The following is a 17,945-nucleotide window of genomic DNA, read 5'->3' on the forward strand; positions in this document are numbered from 1 at the left end:
TAAACCCAATGGCACAAACCATCAAACCGACGCAACCATAATGGCTGCACTCGATTCAAAGGCGGTTTTCTTAATCTGCTGAAGATTTTGTAACACATCATCGAACTTAGCCTCCGGATCTGGGGCTTGAAACAAGTCTAGAATCGCATCATAAACATCCTGGGTATGGCCGCTACGTTTAGTGGATGACTCGGGACGCAGCACGATATCACGAAAGATATGAGCCAAAACCGCCGTTGAATCAGTATTAATATCGCTATTTTGTATATGGCTTTTAATCTGGGAAATACCATCCGGTGCAGACTTATAAAAGCTCGCCCAGTAGGAAAGTGCATTCTGCCAAAATTTATCTTCGCCCATTAAAGCCTTAAGTTCAGCGAGCAAGATTAGACGATGTGGCTCCGATAACCTCAGCACTGGGAAAATATAGTTTGAAAAGCCAGGGTTTACCTGGGCAAGCGCATCACCAATTTCTTTCACCACATTATTGCTTGCCAGAATGTCATCATTTCTTAAAGCATTTGGATTGTTAAGCAAGGTTTTAATTGCTTCTGCAATATCCTTTGGCAAATACATATCTGGTGTTTTAATACCGTCCGAATCAGGTGCATTCTGGCCTGCGTAGCGATGGCCATGTTGTGAGATATAAAGCCTTGCAACAATATTGACAAAATTGGTTCTATCAGTTCCAGTATCGCTAAATTTAGGCCAGCGCTTGTAAATCAAACGATAGATATAGGCCGCATTGGTATGGCAGATTTGAATCCATTTTCGATCCTTGTTGGAAACACAGGAACCGCTACTTTGGCCGCCAGCTATGGATACCATTAGATCTTCTTGGGTACTTAAAAAAAGCTCTCTGCCATTGTAGTCAAAGACTGATGCTGAACCTATACCTGAATTCAGTACTGCACGATAATCCTGTGCTAGCTCCGATAGATCCTTTAAACAGGCTTTATGAGCCGAATATCTTTTTTGATTATGCTCTTCTTGATTCACAGTAAAAAGAGAATCAGCAACTGTCTTTTGCCCATTAGGCCATAGTTTCAAAAAATCGGGATTTTTTTTAAAGAAGATCAATAATTCTGTTTTTATTGCAATATTGGCCTCGCCAGCCCGCTCATCGTAATTCTCTAGCCCCCTATCCAAATCAGTAATAACAGCGCTAACCAAATCTTCAATTTGCGCTAACTCCCAGCTACCATGGACTTTAGGCAAACCTTCTAAAGCAGTAAAGGACTCCACTACCTTTAAAATTTCCAGACAATCTGCGTTGTTTGATGCTGTATAGTCAATAATTCGCGCGTAATTATAAGGATGATTGCTTGAAACAATCGTTGCTCCCAATGTTCTGCGAGCCCAGGCAACCGCCATTTTCCGTTGTAGATCCAGATAATAGTCAGGCATATCCGGCCTAAAATAACTAATGGTCGGCTCAGGGCTTATCAGCGTTTGTAATAACAACAGGCGCTGCCCTGTAAACTTAAGAATCCTTAGCAAATTCCTTCGGGTATGCAACTCCGCAATCTGCTCAGGCATTTTGATAACATCCCGCGAAGCCGGATGGCTGAAACGAAGCCTTGCGGCCATTTCATCGCTAATACTTCCTTGGGAATCAAGAACAAACAGTTGATTTTGGCCAAAATTGGATAAGGCCGGTACAGAGCGAAAACCACTAGGTAAAAAAGAAAAAACTTTAGCCAGGTCAGTCACACCTTTTTTACTTGCACGATTTAAATGCTCTTTCAACAAACGCTGATTATAATCGGGCAAGACTAAATACCAATAAGGTAATTGCCGCAATTGCACCGCCTCTGCAGGTAATTGATCTAATTTACGGAGAGCCAATTCCGTAAGTGTGCTTTCTAATTTTTTCATTCGCACTTCAAACTTAGATAAGCTTATATTCGGCGATACTAGGGCACGGATAGTATTTCGATGCACAACACTTAATTGTGTAAACCAACGAGGCAAGGGCTCAGCCCCTGTAGCAATAGCCTGCAGGTCTTGCTCCAGGGTAACCTGGCTATTAGTCTCTTTAATCCCTTGCCAGCTGAGTATCAGGTTATTGGTATCAAATTTGAGGTTAGCAAGAGAAATCTCTTCTTTCTCGATAGTAAGGAAGAACAACTGTTGATAGCTCGTCAGGTCACGAAACCATTGTGGTGTTGTTAGCAGAGAACTCTTGCTAATAACCTCCAGATCAGCAATTGTTTCTGGTGAACAAGGGGGTAATTGCTTATCCCAAAGCAAAACTAAGTCACCCACATTGTGCACATTCATTGGCACCAGCGTAGCAATATTATCGCGCCCCTGCTGCATAGTGAGATAGTGCTCCGCTTTATTTAAAATTTCTGCGGCAAGTTCTTTTCTCTTCTCTTGTTCAACTTGTATATTCTCTTCCGGGTTTGAGGCCTGCACTGGAGAGTTAAACGAAAGTTTTTTCTTTTTCCCTTGCCCTGTGATAGACCAATCACAATGGTCATAAAGCGCACCGATTAACAAGGCAGTATAACGAGATAATGATTTTTGATAGGTTTCGATATCTGCATCGGCAGCAAAAAAGCATTGTGCTCGACACCAGGCAAGATAGGTCTTCAGCTGCCCCTTCAAAACCTCTTTGTCTTGTTCAACTTTTCCCTGGGTTTTCATTGGAAGTGTGTCAATTACCGAGAGAAATGCTTGTTCAAGAGCATCCGCCCTACGCTGATAACTTTTTTGTATGTCAGCAGTATTCGAATAACGTTCAAGAATGAAATTATCTTCGCCCAAAATTTTTCGTAAACTTGCAATGAGCGTCTCATTTAACTCAAGACCCTCAGGTACACGTAAAATCGTTTTTTCTTGTCCCATGTTTACCGTCCTTTGTCCACTTTGGTTATTTATTATTAAATGATTTAGAGGGCGTTGACAATTCCACTTCCACTTAAAAACAATTTTCATTTGCGATTCTGTCAAAAGACCGGTTCGTGCTACACTGTTTTTCCCTTAGCTTCAATGGATGGTAAAAGGATGACTGGAATTACAAAAGGGGATTACACCGGCTACTCTGACCACAGTATCAACGGCGCATTAGAAAATGCCTTAGAACAAGCTGGCGAATATTCTCACTTCGAAATTATAGAAACCCGCGGTTCATCAAACCATGAGAGCAAGCCTCTTTACCAAATTTTAATTAGCGCTTATTTCGAATAGCCTTAAACACATCCCACAAGGAGTAAAGTGATGAGTTACATAGTTCCACACTATATTGCTGGTAAACCAATTAGTACGAGCACAACCCAAGCACATACCATTTATAACCCTGCTCTTGGCGAGGCCATCGGGCAAGTATTTTTTGCCGATAAGGCGCTTTGCGATAAAACGATTGCAACAGCCAAAGAGGCTTGGCCTGCCTGGGCGGAAACAGCTCCTGTTAAGCGAGCGCGCATTTTATTCAAATTCAGAGAGCTGCTGGAGAAATACCAGCTGGATTTAGCACAGATTGTAACCCGTGAGCATGGTAAAACCCTGGATGACGCCAAAGGCTCTGTCGCTCGTGCTATTGAAGTAGTCGAGTTTCATTGCGGTCTTGTCAATCAATTACAAGGCAATTTTTCAGCCGATGTGACCACTCACATTGACTGCCATACTATCCGCCAGCCTTTAGGGGTTTGTGCTGGTGTTTCACCCTTTAATTTCCCGGTTATGGTTCCTGTTTGGATGATGATTCCAGCCATTGCCTGTGGTAATACCTTCATTTTAAAACCATCCGAGCAAGACCCTTCCGCCCCCATTCGCTTACTTGAATTGTTGACTGAAGCAGGTTTGCCTGATGGGGTTGCCAATTGCCTGCAGGGTGATAAAGCAACCGTAGAATACCTCTTGGCTCATCCGGATATCAGTTCTTTTACAGCTGTTGCCTCAACACCTGTAGCGAAAGCAATTTACACGACTGCAACAGCCCATGGCAAACGCGCCCATACCTTCGGCGGCGCCAAGAATCATGCAGTGGTAATGCCCGATGCCGATTTAGATCAGGCAGCAAACGCCATAGTCGGTGCGGCTTTCGGCTCAGCCGGCGAGCGTTGTATGGCTATTTCAGCTCTAGTGACTGTCGGCAAGGATACAGGCGACCGGCTCATTGAAAAATTAAATCCTCTTATCCAAGCAATTCGCATCGATGCCGGCGATGCTGCTGCCTGCGATATGGGACCCTTAATTAGCAGTGCACACCGAGAGCGCGTCTTAAGTGCCATCAACAAGGGCGTAGAAGAAGGCGCGAAATTGCTTATTGATGGCCGTCATTTCAAACACCCCAAACATCCGCTTGGCTATTTTGTCGGCCCTTCCCTTTTTGATGGTGTGACTGAATCCATGTCCATTTATCAAAATGAAATTTTCGGACCTGTCTTGGTTATACTGCGTGTCGATAATTTCGAGCAAGCCTTGTCACTGGTTAACCGCCATCAATTTGGCAATGGCACAGCTATTTTTACCCGTGACGGTTATAGCGCACGTGAATACAGTCAACGAGTACAGGTTGGCATGGTCGGGGTTAATATTCCTATTCCTGTACCTATTGCCAATCATCCTTTTGGTGGTTGGAAAGATTCAGCCTTCGGGGATACGAATATGCATGGACCGGAGAGCATTAATTTTTATACGCGCCGAAAAACCATTACCAGCAAATGGCCGGTTACAGGGCTTGCTGAAAGTGCCTTTATAATGCCGACCCATGAGTAAGGAGATTAGGATGGCACGAATTGGATTTGTAGGCCTTGGGCATATGGGTTTGCCCATGGCAATTAACTTAGTCAAAGCAGGTCATATCGTAACTGGCTTTGACTTAGAGCAGCAGGCAGTTGTACACCTGGCAACAGCAGGCGGCTTAGCGGCCCAATCCTTGAAGGATGCAGCGGTTAATCAGGACGTTATCATTACAATGTTGCAAAGCGGGTCTCAGGTTCAGCAGGTTTGTTTGGACGACCAGGGTTTATTCGCTCATGCAGTTGCGAATAGCCTCTATATCGATTGCTCGTCAATTGATGTACCAAGCAGCCGGGAACTACATCAACAAGCAATGAACCACAATTTACTTGTAGTAGATGCCCCAGTTTCTGGTGGTGTTGCTGGCGCCGCTGCAGCAACTTTAACCTTTATGGTTGGGGGACAGGAGCAATCCTTTGACCAGGCAAAACCAATCCTGACAGCAATGGGTAAAAAAATTATTCATACAGGGCCCGCCGGAAGCGGCCAGGCAGCAAAAATTTGTAACAATATGATTCTGGGTATTTCTATGATTGCAATCTCAGAAGCCTTTATCCTAGCTGAAAACCTTGGCTTATCCGCGCAAAAACTCTTTGAAGTGGTAGGCAACTCTTCCGGCCAATGTTGGGCAATGAGTCAGTATGTCCCTGTTCCAGGAATCTTACCTAATGTGCCAGCCAATAGAGATTATCAACCTGGTTTTACCTCAGCGATGATGCTTAAAGATTTGAAACTGAGCCAAAGTTCTGCCTCTACGGTTGGCATAGAGACCCCCTTGGGTGCACAAGCCACCGCCATATACCAACAGTTTAACGACGAAGGACATAAGCTCTTAGATTTCTCTGCCATTATTAAAGCCCTAGCTCAAGGACAGTATCCCCATGAATAATCCCTTAGAGACTCTTGAACAGTTCTGGGCTAAGACAGCCCTGGACTATGTTGATTGGCTAGTCCCTTGGAAAACAGTTTTAGAAGGGAGTTTCGCTAGCGGCGATATACGCTGGTTTAGTGGGGGCAAACTCAATGTTAGCGCTAATTGCCTGGACAGACATTTACCGCATAAAGCCAACCAAACCGCTATCCTTTGGGAAGGGGACAATGCCAGTCAGCAACTGAGCCTCAGTTTTGCTGAATTACATGCGGAAGTCTGCCGCATGGCCAATGTGCTCAAATCCCTGGGAATTGGCAAGGGAACTAAGGTAGGGATTTATCTACCCATGATTCCTGAAGCAGCGATCGCAATGCTTGCCTGTGCTCGTATCGGCGCAATACACGCCGTCGTTTTTGCTGGCTTTTCCGCCTCTGCATTACGCCAACGCTTACAAGCTGCTGATTGTAAATTACTCATAACTGCTGACGGGTATTACCGTAGCGGGCATTATTTTGCACAAAAACAGCAAGCTGACGAAGCCAGAGAAGGACTTAACATTTCTTGTCTGGTTGTTAAAAACAGTGATAAAGAGGTTGTTTTTGATTCTAAGTACGATCATTGGTGGCATGAATTAAAAGAAGGCGCCAGCGCTGAATGTAAACCCGAACCGATGGACGCAGAAGATCCTCTGTTTATTCTTTATACTTCAGGAAGTACGGGGCAACCAAAAGGCATTGTGCATACAACAGGCGGTTATCTGGTTCAGGCTGCCTTCAGTCATCATCATATTTTTAATTGCGATGAAACCGATGTTTTCTGGTGTACTGCAGACGTCGGTTGGATTACCGGTCACAGTTATATTGTCTATGGACCCTTGTGTAATGGCATTACCACTGTAGTGTTTGCTGGTGTACCAACCTGGCCAACACCAGCCCGTTGTTGGGAAATGATTGATCGATACAAGGTCACTGTTTTCTATACGGCACCAACAGCAATTCGTGCGCTAAAACGTGAGGGTGATGCCTGGTTAGTTACGACAAACAGAAAAACACTTAGGTTATTGGGCACAGTTGGCGAACCAATCAATCCCGAGGTCTGGGAATGGTATAAGCAAGAAGTTGGCCGCAATCGATGTCCTATTGTGGATACCTGGTGGCAAACAGAAACAGGGGCCGTCATGATCTGCCCTCAAGATGAATTCCATAGAGCAAAACCCGGCGCGGCAAGCCAACCCTTGCCTGGTATTTACCCTGCACTGCTTGATGAAGACGGCAAGGAAATAGAAGGTGAAGGTGAAGGTTCGCTAGCCATTAAATACCCTTGGCCTTCAATAGCACGAACTGTCGCTGGAGATCATAAGCGCTATCGAGAAACTTATTTTAACCAAGGTTATTACCTGACGGGCGATGGTGCACGCCGAGATAAGGATGGCGATTATTGGATTACCGGACGAATCGATGATGTATTGAATGTATCTGGACATCGCCTGGGAACCGCAGAAATCGAAAGCGCCCTGGTTGCCCATCCTCATGTTGCAGAAGCGGCTGTAGTTGGAATTCACCACGACCTTAAAGGCCAGGGCATTCACGCCTTTGTCAGCCTGAAGAAAGACTACCAACCCAGCGTCCAATTACATGGAGAGTTAATTGGTGCAGTGAAATCTGCTATCGGCGCCATCGCCAAACCCGATGTTATTCAATGGGTAAGTGATTTACCTAAAACTCGTTCAGGCAAAATCATGCGGCGAATCCTGCGGCTTATTGCCAACAACAAGGTAAGCTCATTAAGTGATCTTGGTGACTTGTCAACTTTAGCAAATCCACAGGTTGTTGATAGTTTGCTTGAAAACCGCAAGGAGTAGGTAATCAGTTCTTTACTCCTCCCTCTCCCCAACCCTCGCCCGCGCAAGGAACTTTAATAATACGATGATATCCTTCGCGGTAGAGGATTGGGGAGAGGGCAGAGCTGAGCGCTCCTCTATATCACAACATTACAAATATGACTTTTCCCCTAACGTTCACGAAGGGCTTCGCGGATACGGTTTAAAGGGGTCAGCAGATAATCCGCAATAGTCTTACTACCCGTATGGATATCTACAGAAGCAATCATCCCTGGAACAATTGGGAATTTGTCACCTGTCTTATTCACCAGATAGTTAGAGTCTGTACGAATATAAACGCGGTAGTAATAAACATCACGTCTGACTTCATCCTGTATGGTATCTGGAGAAACGGTGATAACACGTCCCTTTAATCCGCCATAAATGGAATAATCATAGGCAGTAATTTTAACAAGCGCCTCTTGTTCAGGATGAATGAAGGCGATATCTCGCGGAGCAACCCTTGTTTCCACAACCAAGTTTTTATCTAAGGGCACAATGGTCATTAGCTTCCCATTAGGAGGGATTACACCGCCTATGGTCGTTATTTCCAGATCTTTTACTATCCCATGCACAGGGGAGTTAAAGGTTGAGCGAGCAACTGAATCAAATTTGCCGCGCACCGCAGAGCGTTGCATTTCAATCTCTGCATTCGCCTTAGCAAGTGACTCACGAGCCTGCACCAGATACTGGTTCCGCGTGTCATTTAATTTATTTTGTAAATTATTTTGATCACGCTTAAGTCGTAATATCTGCACTTTAGAGACTGCTCCTTTAGCCACTAAGGGTTCGGTAATTTTTAATTCTTGCTCGACCAAGAACAGGGCTTCCTTATAACCAGCAATGCTCTCCTCAAGATTAGTGCGCCGTGACTTGTATAAGGCGGTCTCCTGGTAAACCAAATCGGCATTTTTTATTACACTCCGGGGAAATTTTAATGGCAAACCACTAACCTCAGCACCCAAACGTGCTGCCGTTGCTTGTGCGGCCTGTAAGCGAGAAGTACCTTCAGCAACTATCGATTCAGCACGAGTCAGATCAAGTTGCGCCAGGGTTTGGCCAGGCGCAACAATGTCGCCCTCTTTTACTTTAATATTCATGAGGATACCGCCATCGAGGGATTGAATAACCTGTTCTTTAGAGGAAGGAACTATTTTTCCTGTTCCCGTCGAGACTTCATCAATTCTAAAATGCCATGCCCAAGCAAAAAAGGTTAAAAAACACAGGGCAAACAATCCTAGAATGATTGACGTTTTAGGCGGTAGTAATTGCTGATTACCGCTCTTTTGTAGTTGTTGATCCTTCATTTGATCTCAATACCTTGAATTGTGGTGTTGTTCAGTGAATAGACTTTGCGTGCACGGCCGGTAACTGAAATATATTTCACTATGTATAGCCACATGTTATAGCGCGCGTTTTCTCGCTCACTAGCGGCAAATTGGATTTCTTGCTCAGCATTTAATAAATCCAGAGCAGTACGGTGCCCTACTTTGTATTGTTCCTCATAAAGCTCTCGGGTTCTAATAATGCTTTGCTCCCTCTCGGCCAGAACCTTTAAGCGTTTTTTTGTTCCCATGATTTGTTCACGATAGTCTTTGATCTTATCTGAAACTTGCAAATAGGCAGAATCTCTTTTTGCTCGCGCCGCCTCAATAGCATAGCTTGCAGCCTGCTCTACCAAAGCCCGAGAACTGCCTTGCCAAGGAGCACTAGAGATTTTCAGCATCACTGTTCGATAGGTTCCACCCTCTAGGTTATTGTAGAAAGTTACACCATTAATCCCCTGATTAATTGCCCCCTCAAGGCTAAGTGTCGGCATCCTATTTGCGTGGGCTAAATCTTTTTGCGCCAAAGCAGCCTGTCGTTCATATTCCGCAGAAATAACTACAGGTAACTGGTTGGGTGCGGGATTTTTATATAGCTTAGCCTGGGCAAACAGTTTCTCTGGCAAAGGCGCTAAATTATAGGGTGGAGGCAATCCAGTTAAAGTATTTAATCTAGCCTCCCAATGTCTTAATAACATTTGAGTATCCAACAATAGCGATTGGGCATTTTCATAACGGCTAATTGCTTGTATAGGATCTGCTTCGCTCGTTAATCCTGCCTTAGCGCGTAATTTGGTAATATCCAAGATATGATTAATCTTGGAAATGTGGCTCTGGACAAGTTTTATCAAAGATTGATAGCGACTAATATTGATCACCGCCTCAGCAGTTTCCAGCGAAACCTCATCAATAGTGTCCAAAATATAGGCTTTTTGCTGATTAGCTACCGCCTTAGAGGTTTTCACATTATTCTTAATTTTGCCAAAGTCGTACAAGGTTTGATTAGCAAAAAGCATGAGCTGCTGCTGATTACCAATTCCCCATTGATACTTTCCACTCGATACACCAGCTTGAAACTGAGGCCAGTATGCACTTTTAGCAAGATCCACTGCGCTATTTTGCTGCGCCAGTGCAGCTGCAGCTGCGCTAACTGTAGGATGGCGATTCAATGCGATCCTAACTGCTTCAAAGAGATCCAGCTCTCCACCAATATTGCTTAGGTTTCGAGTTGCTGTTGGTCGGATATCAGGTGGGAGCACCTCGACGGCTTTAATATCTATATCAAAATTACTAAATTGCGCCCGATCTACCAGGGCTAGATTGTCACTATTTCCAAGAATCTCTGCGGCCAACAAAGGGGAGTGAAATAGCAAAACGATTAGCAATAGATAATTACTACGAGATAGCCAGGCTAAAAAGATTGGCTGTTTAGTTTTATTCATAGAACTCAGAAATCCTTATCTTTATAGAAAATGCTTTTAAATATTAATTTTTAGCTTTGATTTTAATAATTATTGTTATTTGTTGGGAAGTATTTTACTGTATTAGCTCATTTATTTTTTTATAACTTGCAATCCAATGAGTAAAAACACCATTTAATAAACTCAAACAATACTTACTTGCAGTATAGGAGGGAGCCTAAATGACAACGAATGTTACTGTGGTATCGAGAGAAAATGCAGTTATCTTACAAAAAACAACCAGCGCCAAAATTAGCTTAAGCAAATCATCTATTGTCGAAGTGGGTACCTATCGCGATCAGGTTAAAAAAATTGAGCAGGCTGGTAATTCTGTTGTGATAACCTTAAAAAATGGCGAAATTATCAAGATCGATAATTTTTTTGGCCCCCTCCATAACAAGCTTGTGTTTATCGATCACAAAGGTGGTTTTTGGCAGGTTGATTTTATAAATAATCATGGCGTGTTTACTCCTGGTGAATACACCCCGCTAGCATCAATTGACAGCTTATTACTTCCTATTGCTGAACATACCGCAGCCTCTTTGCCCTTGTGGCTCTTAGGCGGTGGTGCGGCCGCAGGACTTGCGGCGCTCGGTATAAGTGCTTCTCAACATGATGATCATTATCATTCCGGACATAATGGCATAGGATTATTTCCGCTAGATACGACTGATACAACTCCACCTTCAGCCCCAGTAGTTAATCCTGTCAATGGAACAAATCCTATTAGCGGTACGGCAGAACCTGGCTCCACAGTAATAATAACCTTCCCAGATGGAACGACAGCTAGTGCTGTTGCTTCACTCGATGGTAGTTGGACAATACCCAACCCAGGAAATTTACCTAACGGCGGTACTATAACGGTAGTCGCTGTTGACCAATCGGGTAATGTATCACCTCCAACCACAGTGATTATTGATTCACTCCCCCCCGCGACACCAATTTTAGCAGGTTTGACTGATGATCAACTCCCTGTGCTAGGTGCCATTACAGCAGGTGGGTCAACGAATGATACAACACCAACGCTTTCAGGTACGGCTGAAGCAGGCGCGACGATCAGCATTTATGACAATGGCATACTATTGGGTACAACTACAGCTGATGCTTCTGGCAATTGGTCATTCACTACAAATTCGCTACCCGAAGGTGCGCACAGCCTGACAATAACGGCAACTGATGCGGTCGGGAATGTAAGCTCACCAACACTACCCTTCAGTTTTACAGTGGATACAACAGCACCTGCTACCCCGATCGCCGATCCAACAGATGGAACAACCTTCAAAGGAACAGCAGAGCCTGGCAGCACGGTTAGCTTGGATTTTAATGGCGATGGCATAATTGATGCGACCGTCATTACAGACAACAATGGTAATTGGCAGTATACCTCGCCTACTCCAATTCCTAATGACTCAGTTGTAAGCGTACAAGCTACAGATGCCGCGGGTAACAGTTCTCCTACTATCACTGTGACAGTAAATAGCAGCCTAGACACCACACCACCAGCTGCTCCAGTAATAACTAACGTAACTGATAATGTGGCCCCAATTACAGGTAACATCGCAGCAGGTAGTTCTAGTAACGACTCGACACCAACCTTATCAGGTACAGCAGAAGCAGGTTCAACTATTCAGATCTACGACAACGGTACGCTGATTGGCTCAGTCCTTACAGATGCCGCAAGTAATTGGACTTTTACCCCAAGCACTCCACTCGCTGATGGCGCGCACAATTTGACAATGACAGCAACTGATGCGGCAGGTAATGTCAGTACGGCAACTTCTTTTGCTTTCACTGTAGACACAACAGCACCTACTGCCCCCACAGTCAATCCAAGCGATGGTACAACCTTTACCGGCACTGCTGAGCCAGGTAGCACAGTAGGCTTAGACCTAGATAATAATGGTACAATCGACGCAACTGTGGTTGCAGATGCCAGTGGCAACTGGAGCTATACCACACCGTCATCCGTCTCGAATGGGCAAACTGTTAACGTCCAATCTATTGATGCTGCCGGCAATATATCACCGCCAGCCTCTGTTATTGTAAATAGCTCATTGGATACAACGCCACCAGCCGCTCCAGTAATTGGTAGCGTGACTGATAATGTAGCTCCCGTCATAGGTACTATTTCCGTCGGCACAGCGACTAATGACTCGACCCCAACCTTAACAGGTACAGCAGAAGCCGGCTCAACCCTCAACGTCTATGACAATGGCACATTGCTCGGTTCGGTCATAACAGATCCATCAGGAAACTGGACTTTTACTCCAAGCACTCCACTCGCTGATGGCACACATAATCTGACAACTACAGCAACCGATAGTGCAGGGAATGTCAGTACACCAACCTCTTTTGCTTTCACAGTAGACACTACTGCACCGGCTGCACCTACAGTTAATCCAAGTGATGGTACAACCTTCACAGGTACTGCTGAACCGGGTAGCACGGTAGGTTTAGATCTAGATAATAATGGGACAATCGATGCAACCGTGGTTGCAAATGCCAGTGGTAACTGGAGTTATACTTCACCGTCCCCCGTAGCGAATGGCCAAACTGTTAACGTTCAAGCTATCGATGCTGCCGGCAATATATCACCGCCAGCCTCTGTAGTTATAAATAACGCGACAGATACAACACCACCAGCGACCCCTGTGATTGGCAGCGTAACGGATAATGTAGCACCGATCATAGGTTCGATTTCCGCAGGTGAATCAACCAATGACTCGACGCCAACATTAACGGGTACAGCTGAAGCGGGTTCAACTGTGCGCATTTACGACAATGGTACATTAATTGGTTCAGTCACTGCAGACTCAACAGGAAACTGGTCCTTTACCCCAAGCACACCGCTCGCGAATGGTGCGCATAGCTTGACAGTAACAGCAACAGATGCGGCTGGCAATGTGAGTACGCCAACTGCTGCTTTTGGCTTCACCGTTGATACGACAGCACCAGCGATACCAATTATTGCGGGCTTAACTGATAATGTAGCACCTGTAACCGGATTAATTTCACCCGGCGGTTCAACCAATGACTCAACACCAACCCTGATGGGAACCGCTGAGCCTGGAACGCTTATTAGTGTGTATGATGGTAATACCTTACTAGGAACAACAACTACAGATTCAATAGGCAATTGGTCTTTTACCCCAACTCTCGCAGATGGATCACACAGCCTGACTGTAACCGCAACTGATGCAGCAGGTAATGTAAGTTCGCCAACTGCAACGCTTGCTTTCACTGTGGATACATCTGCCCCAGCAGCGCCAGTTATTACAGCAGTGACAGATAATGCCCTTCTAATAACAGGTGCGATTACAGCCGGTGGCACTACTAATGATTCAACACCAACCCTGACAGGAACAGCTGAAGCTAACGCAACCATTAAAATTTTTGATGGTCAGGTAGAGCTTGGTACTACCATCGCAGATAGCTCAGGTAACTGGTCTTTTACACCATCATCATCATTGCTGGAAGGTTCACATAGCCTAAGAGCTACGGCAACTGATGCTGCTGGGAATGTCAGCCCATCAACCCCCCCCTTCAGTTTCACAATAGATCTGACCGCACCAATAGTCACAGTGAATGGATTAGTTACTAACGATAATACTCCTGCAATGGTAGGTACAATTAATGATCCTACTTCAGCTATTGTGGTAACTATTAATCATGTTGATTACACAGCGACTAACAATGGTAATGGGACCTGGACGCTTGCTGACAATACAGTGACTACTTTAGCTGATGGCTCATACACAGTAACTGTTACTGCAATTGACCCAGCAGGTAACGTTGGAACTGCTATAAATACCTTAACAGTAAATACAGCGGCACCATCAGCTCCAATGATTGTCGCAGTGACAGATAACGTCGCACCAGTAATAGGCCCCATTTTAGCGGGCGGATCTACCAATGACCAAACGCCAACTGTTACAGGTGCCGCAGCGGCTGGCTCAACCATTAGTGTTTATGATGGCGGCACACTGCTTGGCACAACGACAGCAAATAGCTCAGGTAGCTGGTCTTTTACTCCAGCATCACTACCTGCTGGGTCGCATAGCATAACGGTTACAGCCACTGACGGGTTAGGAAATGTAAGTGCACCAACAGCACCCTTCGCATTCACTGTAGATGTAACCTCACCAGCAGTGACAGTAGATGGATTATTAACTAACGACAGTACCCCTGCCCTGACAGGTACGGTTGATGATCCGAGTGCAATTGTTATTGTAACTGTTAATGGTATTAATTACCCAGCGACAAACAATGGTAATGGAACGTGGACGCTTGCTGATAATACAGTACCAGCCTTGGCTGATGGTTCATACACCATCGCTGTCAGCGCAACTGATGCTGCAGGTAACACCGGTAATGCAACAAATACTTTGACCATAGATACCACAGCACCGGCCGCGCCTATTATTAGCTCTGTGACCGATAATGTATCACCAATAACAGGTTCTATTGCAGTTGGCGGCACTACCAATGACTCAGCACCGACCTTAGCAGGTACAGCTGAACCAAATGCAACGATTAAGGTTTTTGATGGTAGCACGTTGCTTGGCACCACGACGGCTGATGGCTCAGGCAATTGGACCTTCACTCCAAGCCCATTATTCGATGGAGTACATAGTTTGTCAGTGACAGCAACTGATGCCATAGGCAATGTCAGTGCACCAACAACCTTTGGTTTCACAGTGGACACTATTGCACCAGCAACGCCAGTAATTGCTAGCATAACTGACAATGTAGCACCAGTCACAGGAGCTATTTCAGCAGGCGGCTCGACTAATGACACTACGCCAACACTAACAGGTACAGCTGAGGCCGGCACAACCATTAGCATTTTTGATGGCGGCATACAGATTGGTTCTACCACTGCGAATGGTTTAGGCGCTTGGTCTTTCACACCAAGTACCCCGCTCTCTAATGGCGCACACAGCTTGACAGTGACAGCAACAGATACGGCAGGCAATGTCAGTACGCCAACTGCAGCATTTAGTTTCACAGTCGACACTGTTACGCCTGTAGTTCCGGTGCTCACTAGTGTAACTGATGACGTAGCACCTATTACTGGTGCTATTTTAGCTGGTGGCACCACCAATGATTCAAGACCAACCCTAACAGGCACTGCTGAGGCAGGTACAACCATTAGCATTCTTGATGGCAGTACACTGCTTGGCACAACCATTGTCGATGGTTCTGGTAACTGGTCTTTTACACCAAATCCGTTATTTGATGGTACACACAGCCTGACAGCAACAGCAACCGATGCAGCTGGAAATGTCAGCATTCCAACTGCAGCCTTTAACTTTACGGTAGACACGGTTGCCCCCCTGGCACCAGCAATTACCAGTCTGATTGATGACGTAGTACCTGACACAGGTATCGTTTCAGCAGGTGGCTCAACCAATGACACCACGCCCACCCTAACAGGTACAGCAGAAGCTGGTACAACCATTAATATCTTTGATGGTGCCACCCTAATTGGTACAACTACTGCAAATGGCTTAGGGACATGGACCTTAACACCAAGTAGCCCACTTTCTAATGGCGCGCACAGCCTAACAGCAACAGCAACTGATGCTGCCGGTAATGTGAGCCCATCCTCGGCATCGTTTAGCTTTACAGTAGACACTATTGCACCCGCGGTACCAGTGATTACAACTGTTACTGATGACGTGGCTCCCATCACTGGTGCCATTTTAGCCGGTGGCACCACCAATGACTCCACACCAACCCTGGCAGGTACAGCGGAAGCCGGTACAACCATTAGCATTTTTGATGGCGGCGCTCTGATTGGTTCTACCACTGCGAATGGTTTAGGCGCTTGGTCTTTCACACCAAGTACCCCGCTTGCTAATGGCGCACACAGCCTTACAGCAACAGCAACTGACGCAGCTGGGAATGTGAGCCCGCCAACTGCAGCTTTTGGCTTTACAGTGGATACCGTTGCGCCGATCGCCCCAGTGATTACCACTGTAGCAGATGACGTAGCACCTATAACCGGTGCGATTGTAGCTGGTGGCACGACTAATGACACCACACCCACTCTAACAGGTACAGCAGAAGCCGGTACAACCATTAGTGTTTATGACGGCGGTGTATTGATTGGTACCACCACCACAAACGGCTTAGGTACTTGGTCCTTCACACCAAGTACGCCACTCTCAAATGGCGCACACAGCCTCACAGCAACAGCAACTGATGCTGCAGGTAATATAAGCGTACCAACAGCAGCTTTTGGCTTCACAATAGATACAACGCCACCAACATTAACTGTATTTGGTTATGAAGATCAGGTCGGTAACATTCAAGGTAATGTATATTCTGGAGGACAATCAGATGATGCAAATGGAACTCTCTACGGAACAACAGATCCAGGCACTACAATAGCCATTTTTGACGGCGCGACTAATCTTGGTAATGCGACTGTAGATTCTGCAGGTAAATGGAGTTTCCATTTCAACAATCTATCTGTCGGGACACATAATATTACCGTAATAGCCACCGATGCCGCAGGGAATTCGACAAATAATGCATTTACGTTAACCGAATATGCTCAGGTAAGGCCTGTTGAAGCGTTAAGTAACGGTGCTCTACTGGGTATAGTGGGTGCCGATCTTGCAGGTCTGATAGATTTAACCCAACAACCCTTAGCAGTTGTCGATCAGAATGGGGATTTAACGAGTGTAACCTTGGATTTACACTCAATTTTATCGGTAAACGCAGGCCAATCCTGGGCTTATGATACAAATCTTGCCAGTGCCCTGGGACTAAACGTTTCAGTATCATCGATGCCGGTGCTAGTAACCCCCCTGAATCCAGGCGACATGACTTTAACCATAACCTCATCAACTCCTGGTGGCATAATTAGTAACCAAGCTATCCTGGAATTACTTGGTACAGTACACACCTCATCATCATTAATTTCTTTGGGCGTATTAGATACACTAACACTATCGGGTACCGATACAGTTGGTACTACTTCGACTAACTTGGGTAGCCTGCTTAACGCTGGTTTATTAACCTCTCTCTTAGGTTCAGGAGCACCAAGCTATCTTCATGAAACAACAACCTCAGGGGCGTCAGTGAATAGAAGTGCCGATACTACTAATGATCGTATCTATGGTTTTGGCGGTAACAACTCTCTGACAGGCGGATCTGGAAATGACATCCTGCGCACCACTGGTGGTGGTAACAATACGTTGAATGGTGGTGCTGGGAATGATTGGATGGACGGTGGAGCAGGGACTAATAGCTACACCGGTGGAACGGGTCAAGATACCGTATGCTATGATCTCTTGAGTAATAACGCCCTCGGCGGACATAGTGGTAATGACCTATGGACAGATTTCCATCTGGGTAGTGTCACCTCTGATAGCAATGCGGACTTATTGGATATTACCGCTCTGATTGGTTCGGGAGCTAATGCTGGCAATATTGATAACTACGTTCAGATTAACTACGACTCAACCACGCAAACAGCCAGCCTGAGCATTGACCGGAATGGTACATCGAATTATCAGCAATTAATTCAATTGCATTTGGATGCCCCCCATAGCGGTACACTAACTGTTCAGGATCTGATGAAAAACCAGCAGTTACTATTCTAATGAAGAAGGCGCGAGTCGCCTTCTTTTATCGCTTTAAGGAGTAGA

The 17,945-nt window shown here is 45.4% G+C and carries 8 protein-coding genes; 5 read left to right on the forward strand and 3 right to left on the reverse strand.

What is annotated here, in order from left to right; translation table 11 throughout:
• Nucleotides 1-21 precede the first annotated feature (21 nt).
• Complete coding sequence (sidP, locus tag BN1094_RS01400) at nucleotides 22-2,853, reverse strand: Dot/Icm T4SS effector PI-3-phosphatase SidP (RefSeq protein WP_043872637.1); 2,832 nt, start codon at nucleotides 2,851-2,853, stop codon at nucleotides 22-24.
• Nucleotides 2,854-3,012: 159 nt separating this feature from the next.
• Between sidP and BN1094_RS01405 the strand changes: the two genes are divergently transcribed.
• The 4 genes from BN1094_RS01405 to acs are packed head-to-tail and all read left to right on the forward strand — an operon-like array spanning nucleotide 3,013 to nucleotide 7,481.
• Nucleotides 3,013-3,195: a hypothetical protein gene (locus tag BN1094_RS01405; RefSeq protein ID WP_043872638.1), complete on the forward strand. Its 183-nt coding sequence runs from the start codon at nucleotides 3,013-3,015 to the stop codon at nucleotides 3,193-3,195.
• A 30-nt stretch (nucleotides 3,196-3,225) separates the two neighbouring features.
• Nucleotides 3,226-4,725 carry a CoA-acylating methylmalonate-semialdehyde dehydrogenase gene (locus BN1094_RS01410; RefSeq protein WP_043872639.1) on the forward strand — a complete coding sequence of 500 codons (1,500 nt, stop codon included), beginning with the start codon at nucleotides 3,226-3,228 and terminating at the stop codon, nucleotides 4,723-4,725.
• 10 nt (nucleotides 4,726-4,735) lie between these two features.
• Nucleotides 4,736-5,638 carry a 3-hydroxyisobutyrate dehydrogenase gene (gene mmsB, locus BN1094_RS01415; protein ID WP_043872640.1) on the forward strand — a complete coding sequence of 301 codons (903 nt, stop codon included), beginning with the start codon at nucleotides 4,736-4,738 and terminating at the stop codon, nucleotides 5,636-5,638.
• Entirely contained in the window at nucleotides 5,631-7,481 is a 1,851-nt protein-coding gene (gene acs, locus BN1094_RS01420) for an acetate--CoA ligase (RefSeq protein ID WP_043872641.1), read from the forward strand. Before mmsB ends, acs begins: the two co-directional genes overlap by 8 nt.
• Before the next feature lie 149 nt (nucleotides 7,482-7,630).
• Here the strand turns inward: acs and BN1094_RS01425 are convergent, their stop codons facing one another.
• Entirely contained in the window at nucleotides 7,631-8,806 is a 1,176-nt protein-coding gene (locus BN1094_RS01425; protein ID WP_043872642.1) for a beta-barrel domain-containing protein, read from the reverse strand.
• On the reverse strand, nucleotides 8,803-10,266 hold the full coding sequence (locus BN1094_RS01430) for a TolC family protein (protein WP_052403068.1): 1,464 nt from the start codon (nucleotides 10,264-10,266) through the stop codon (nucleotides 8,803-8,805). Before BN1094_RS01430 ends, BN1094_RS01425 begins: the two co-directional genes overlap by 4 nt.
• A 200-nt stretch (nucleotides 10,267-10,466) precedes the next feature.
• On the opposite strand from BN1094_RS01430, the gene BN1094_RS19585 reads away from it, so the two are divergent.
• Nucleotides 10,467-17,900: an Ig-like domain repeat protein gene (locus BN1094_RS19585; protein ID WP_052403069.1), complete on the forward strand. Its 7,434-nt coding sequence runs from the start codon at nucleotides 10,467-10,469 to the stop codon at nucleotides 17,898-17,900.
• Nucleotides 17,901-17,945: the final 45 nt, after the last annotated feature.

The sequence above is a fragment of the Legionella massiliensis genome, assembly GCF_000756815.1.
Classification (GTDB): Bacteria; Pseudomonadota; Gammaproteobacteria; order Legionellales; family Legionellaceae; genus Tatlockia; species Tatlockia massiliensis.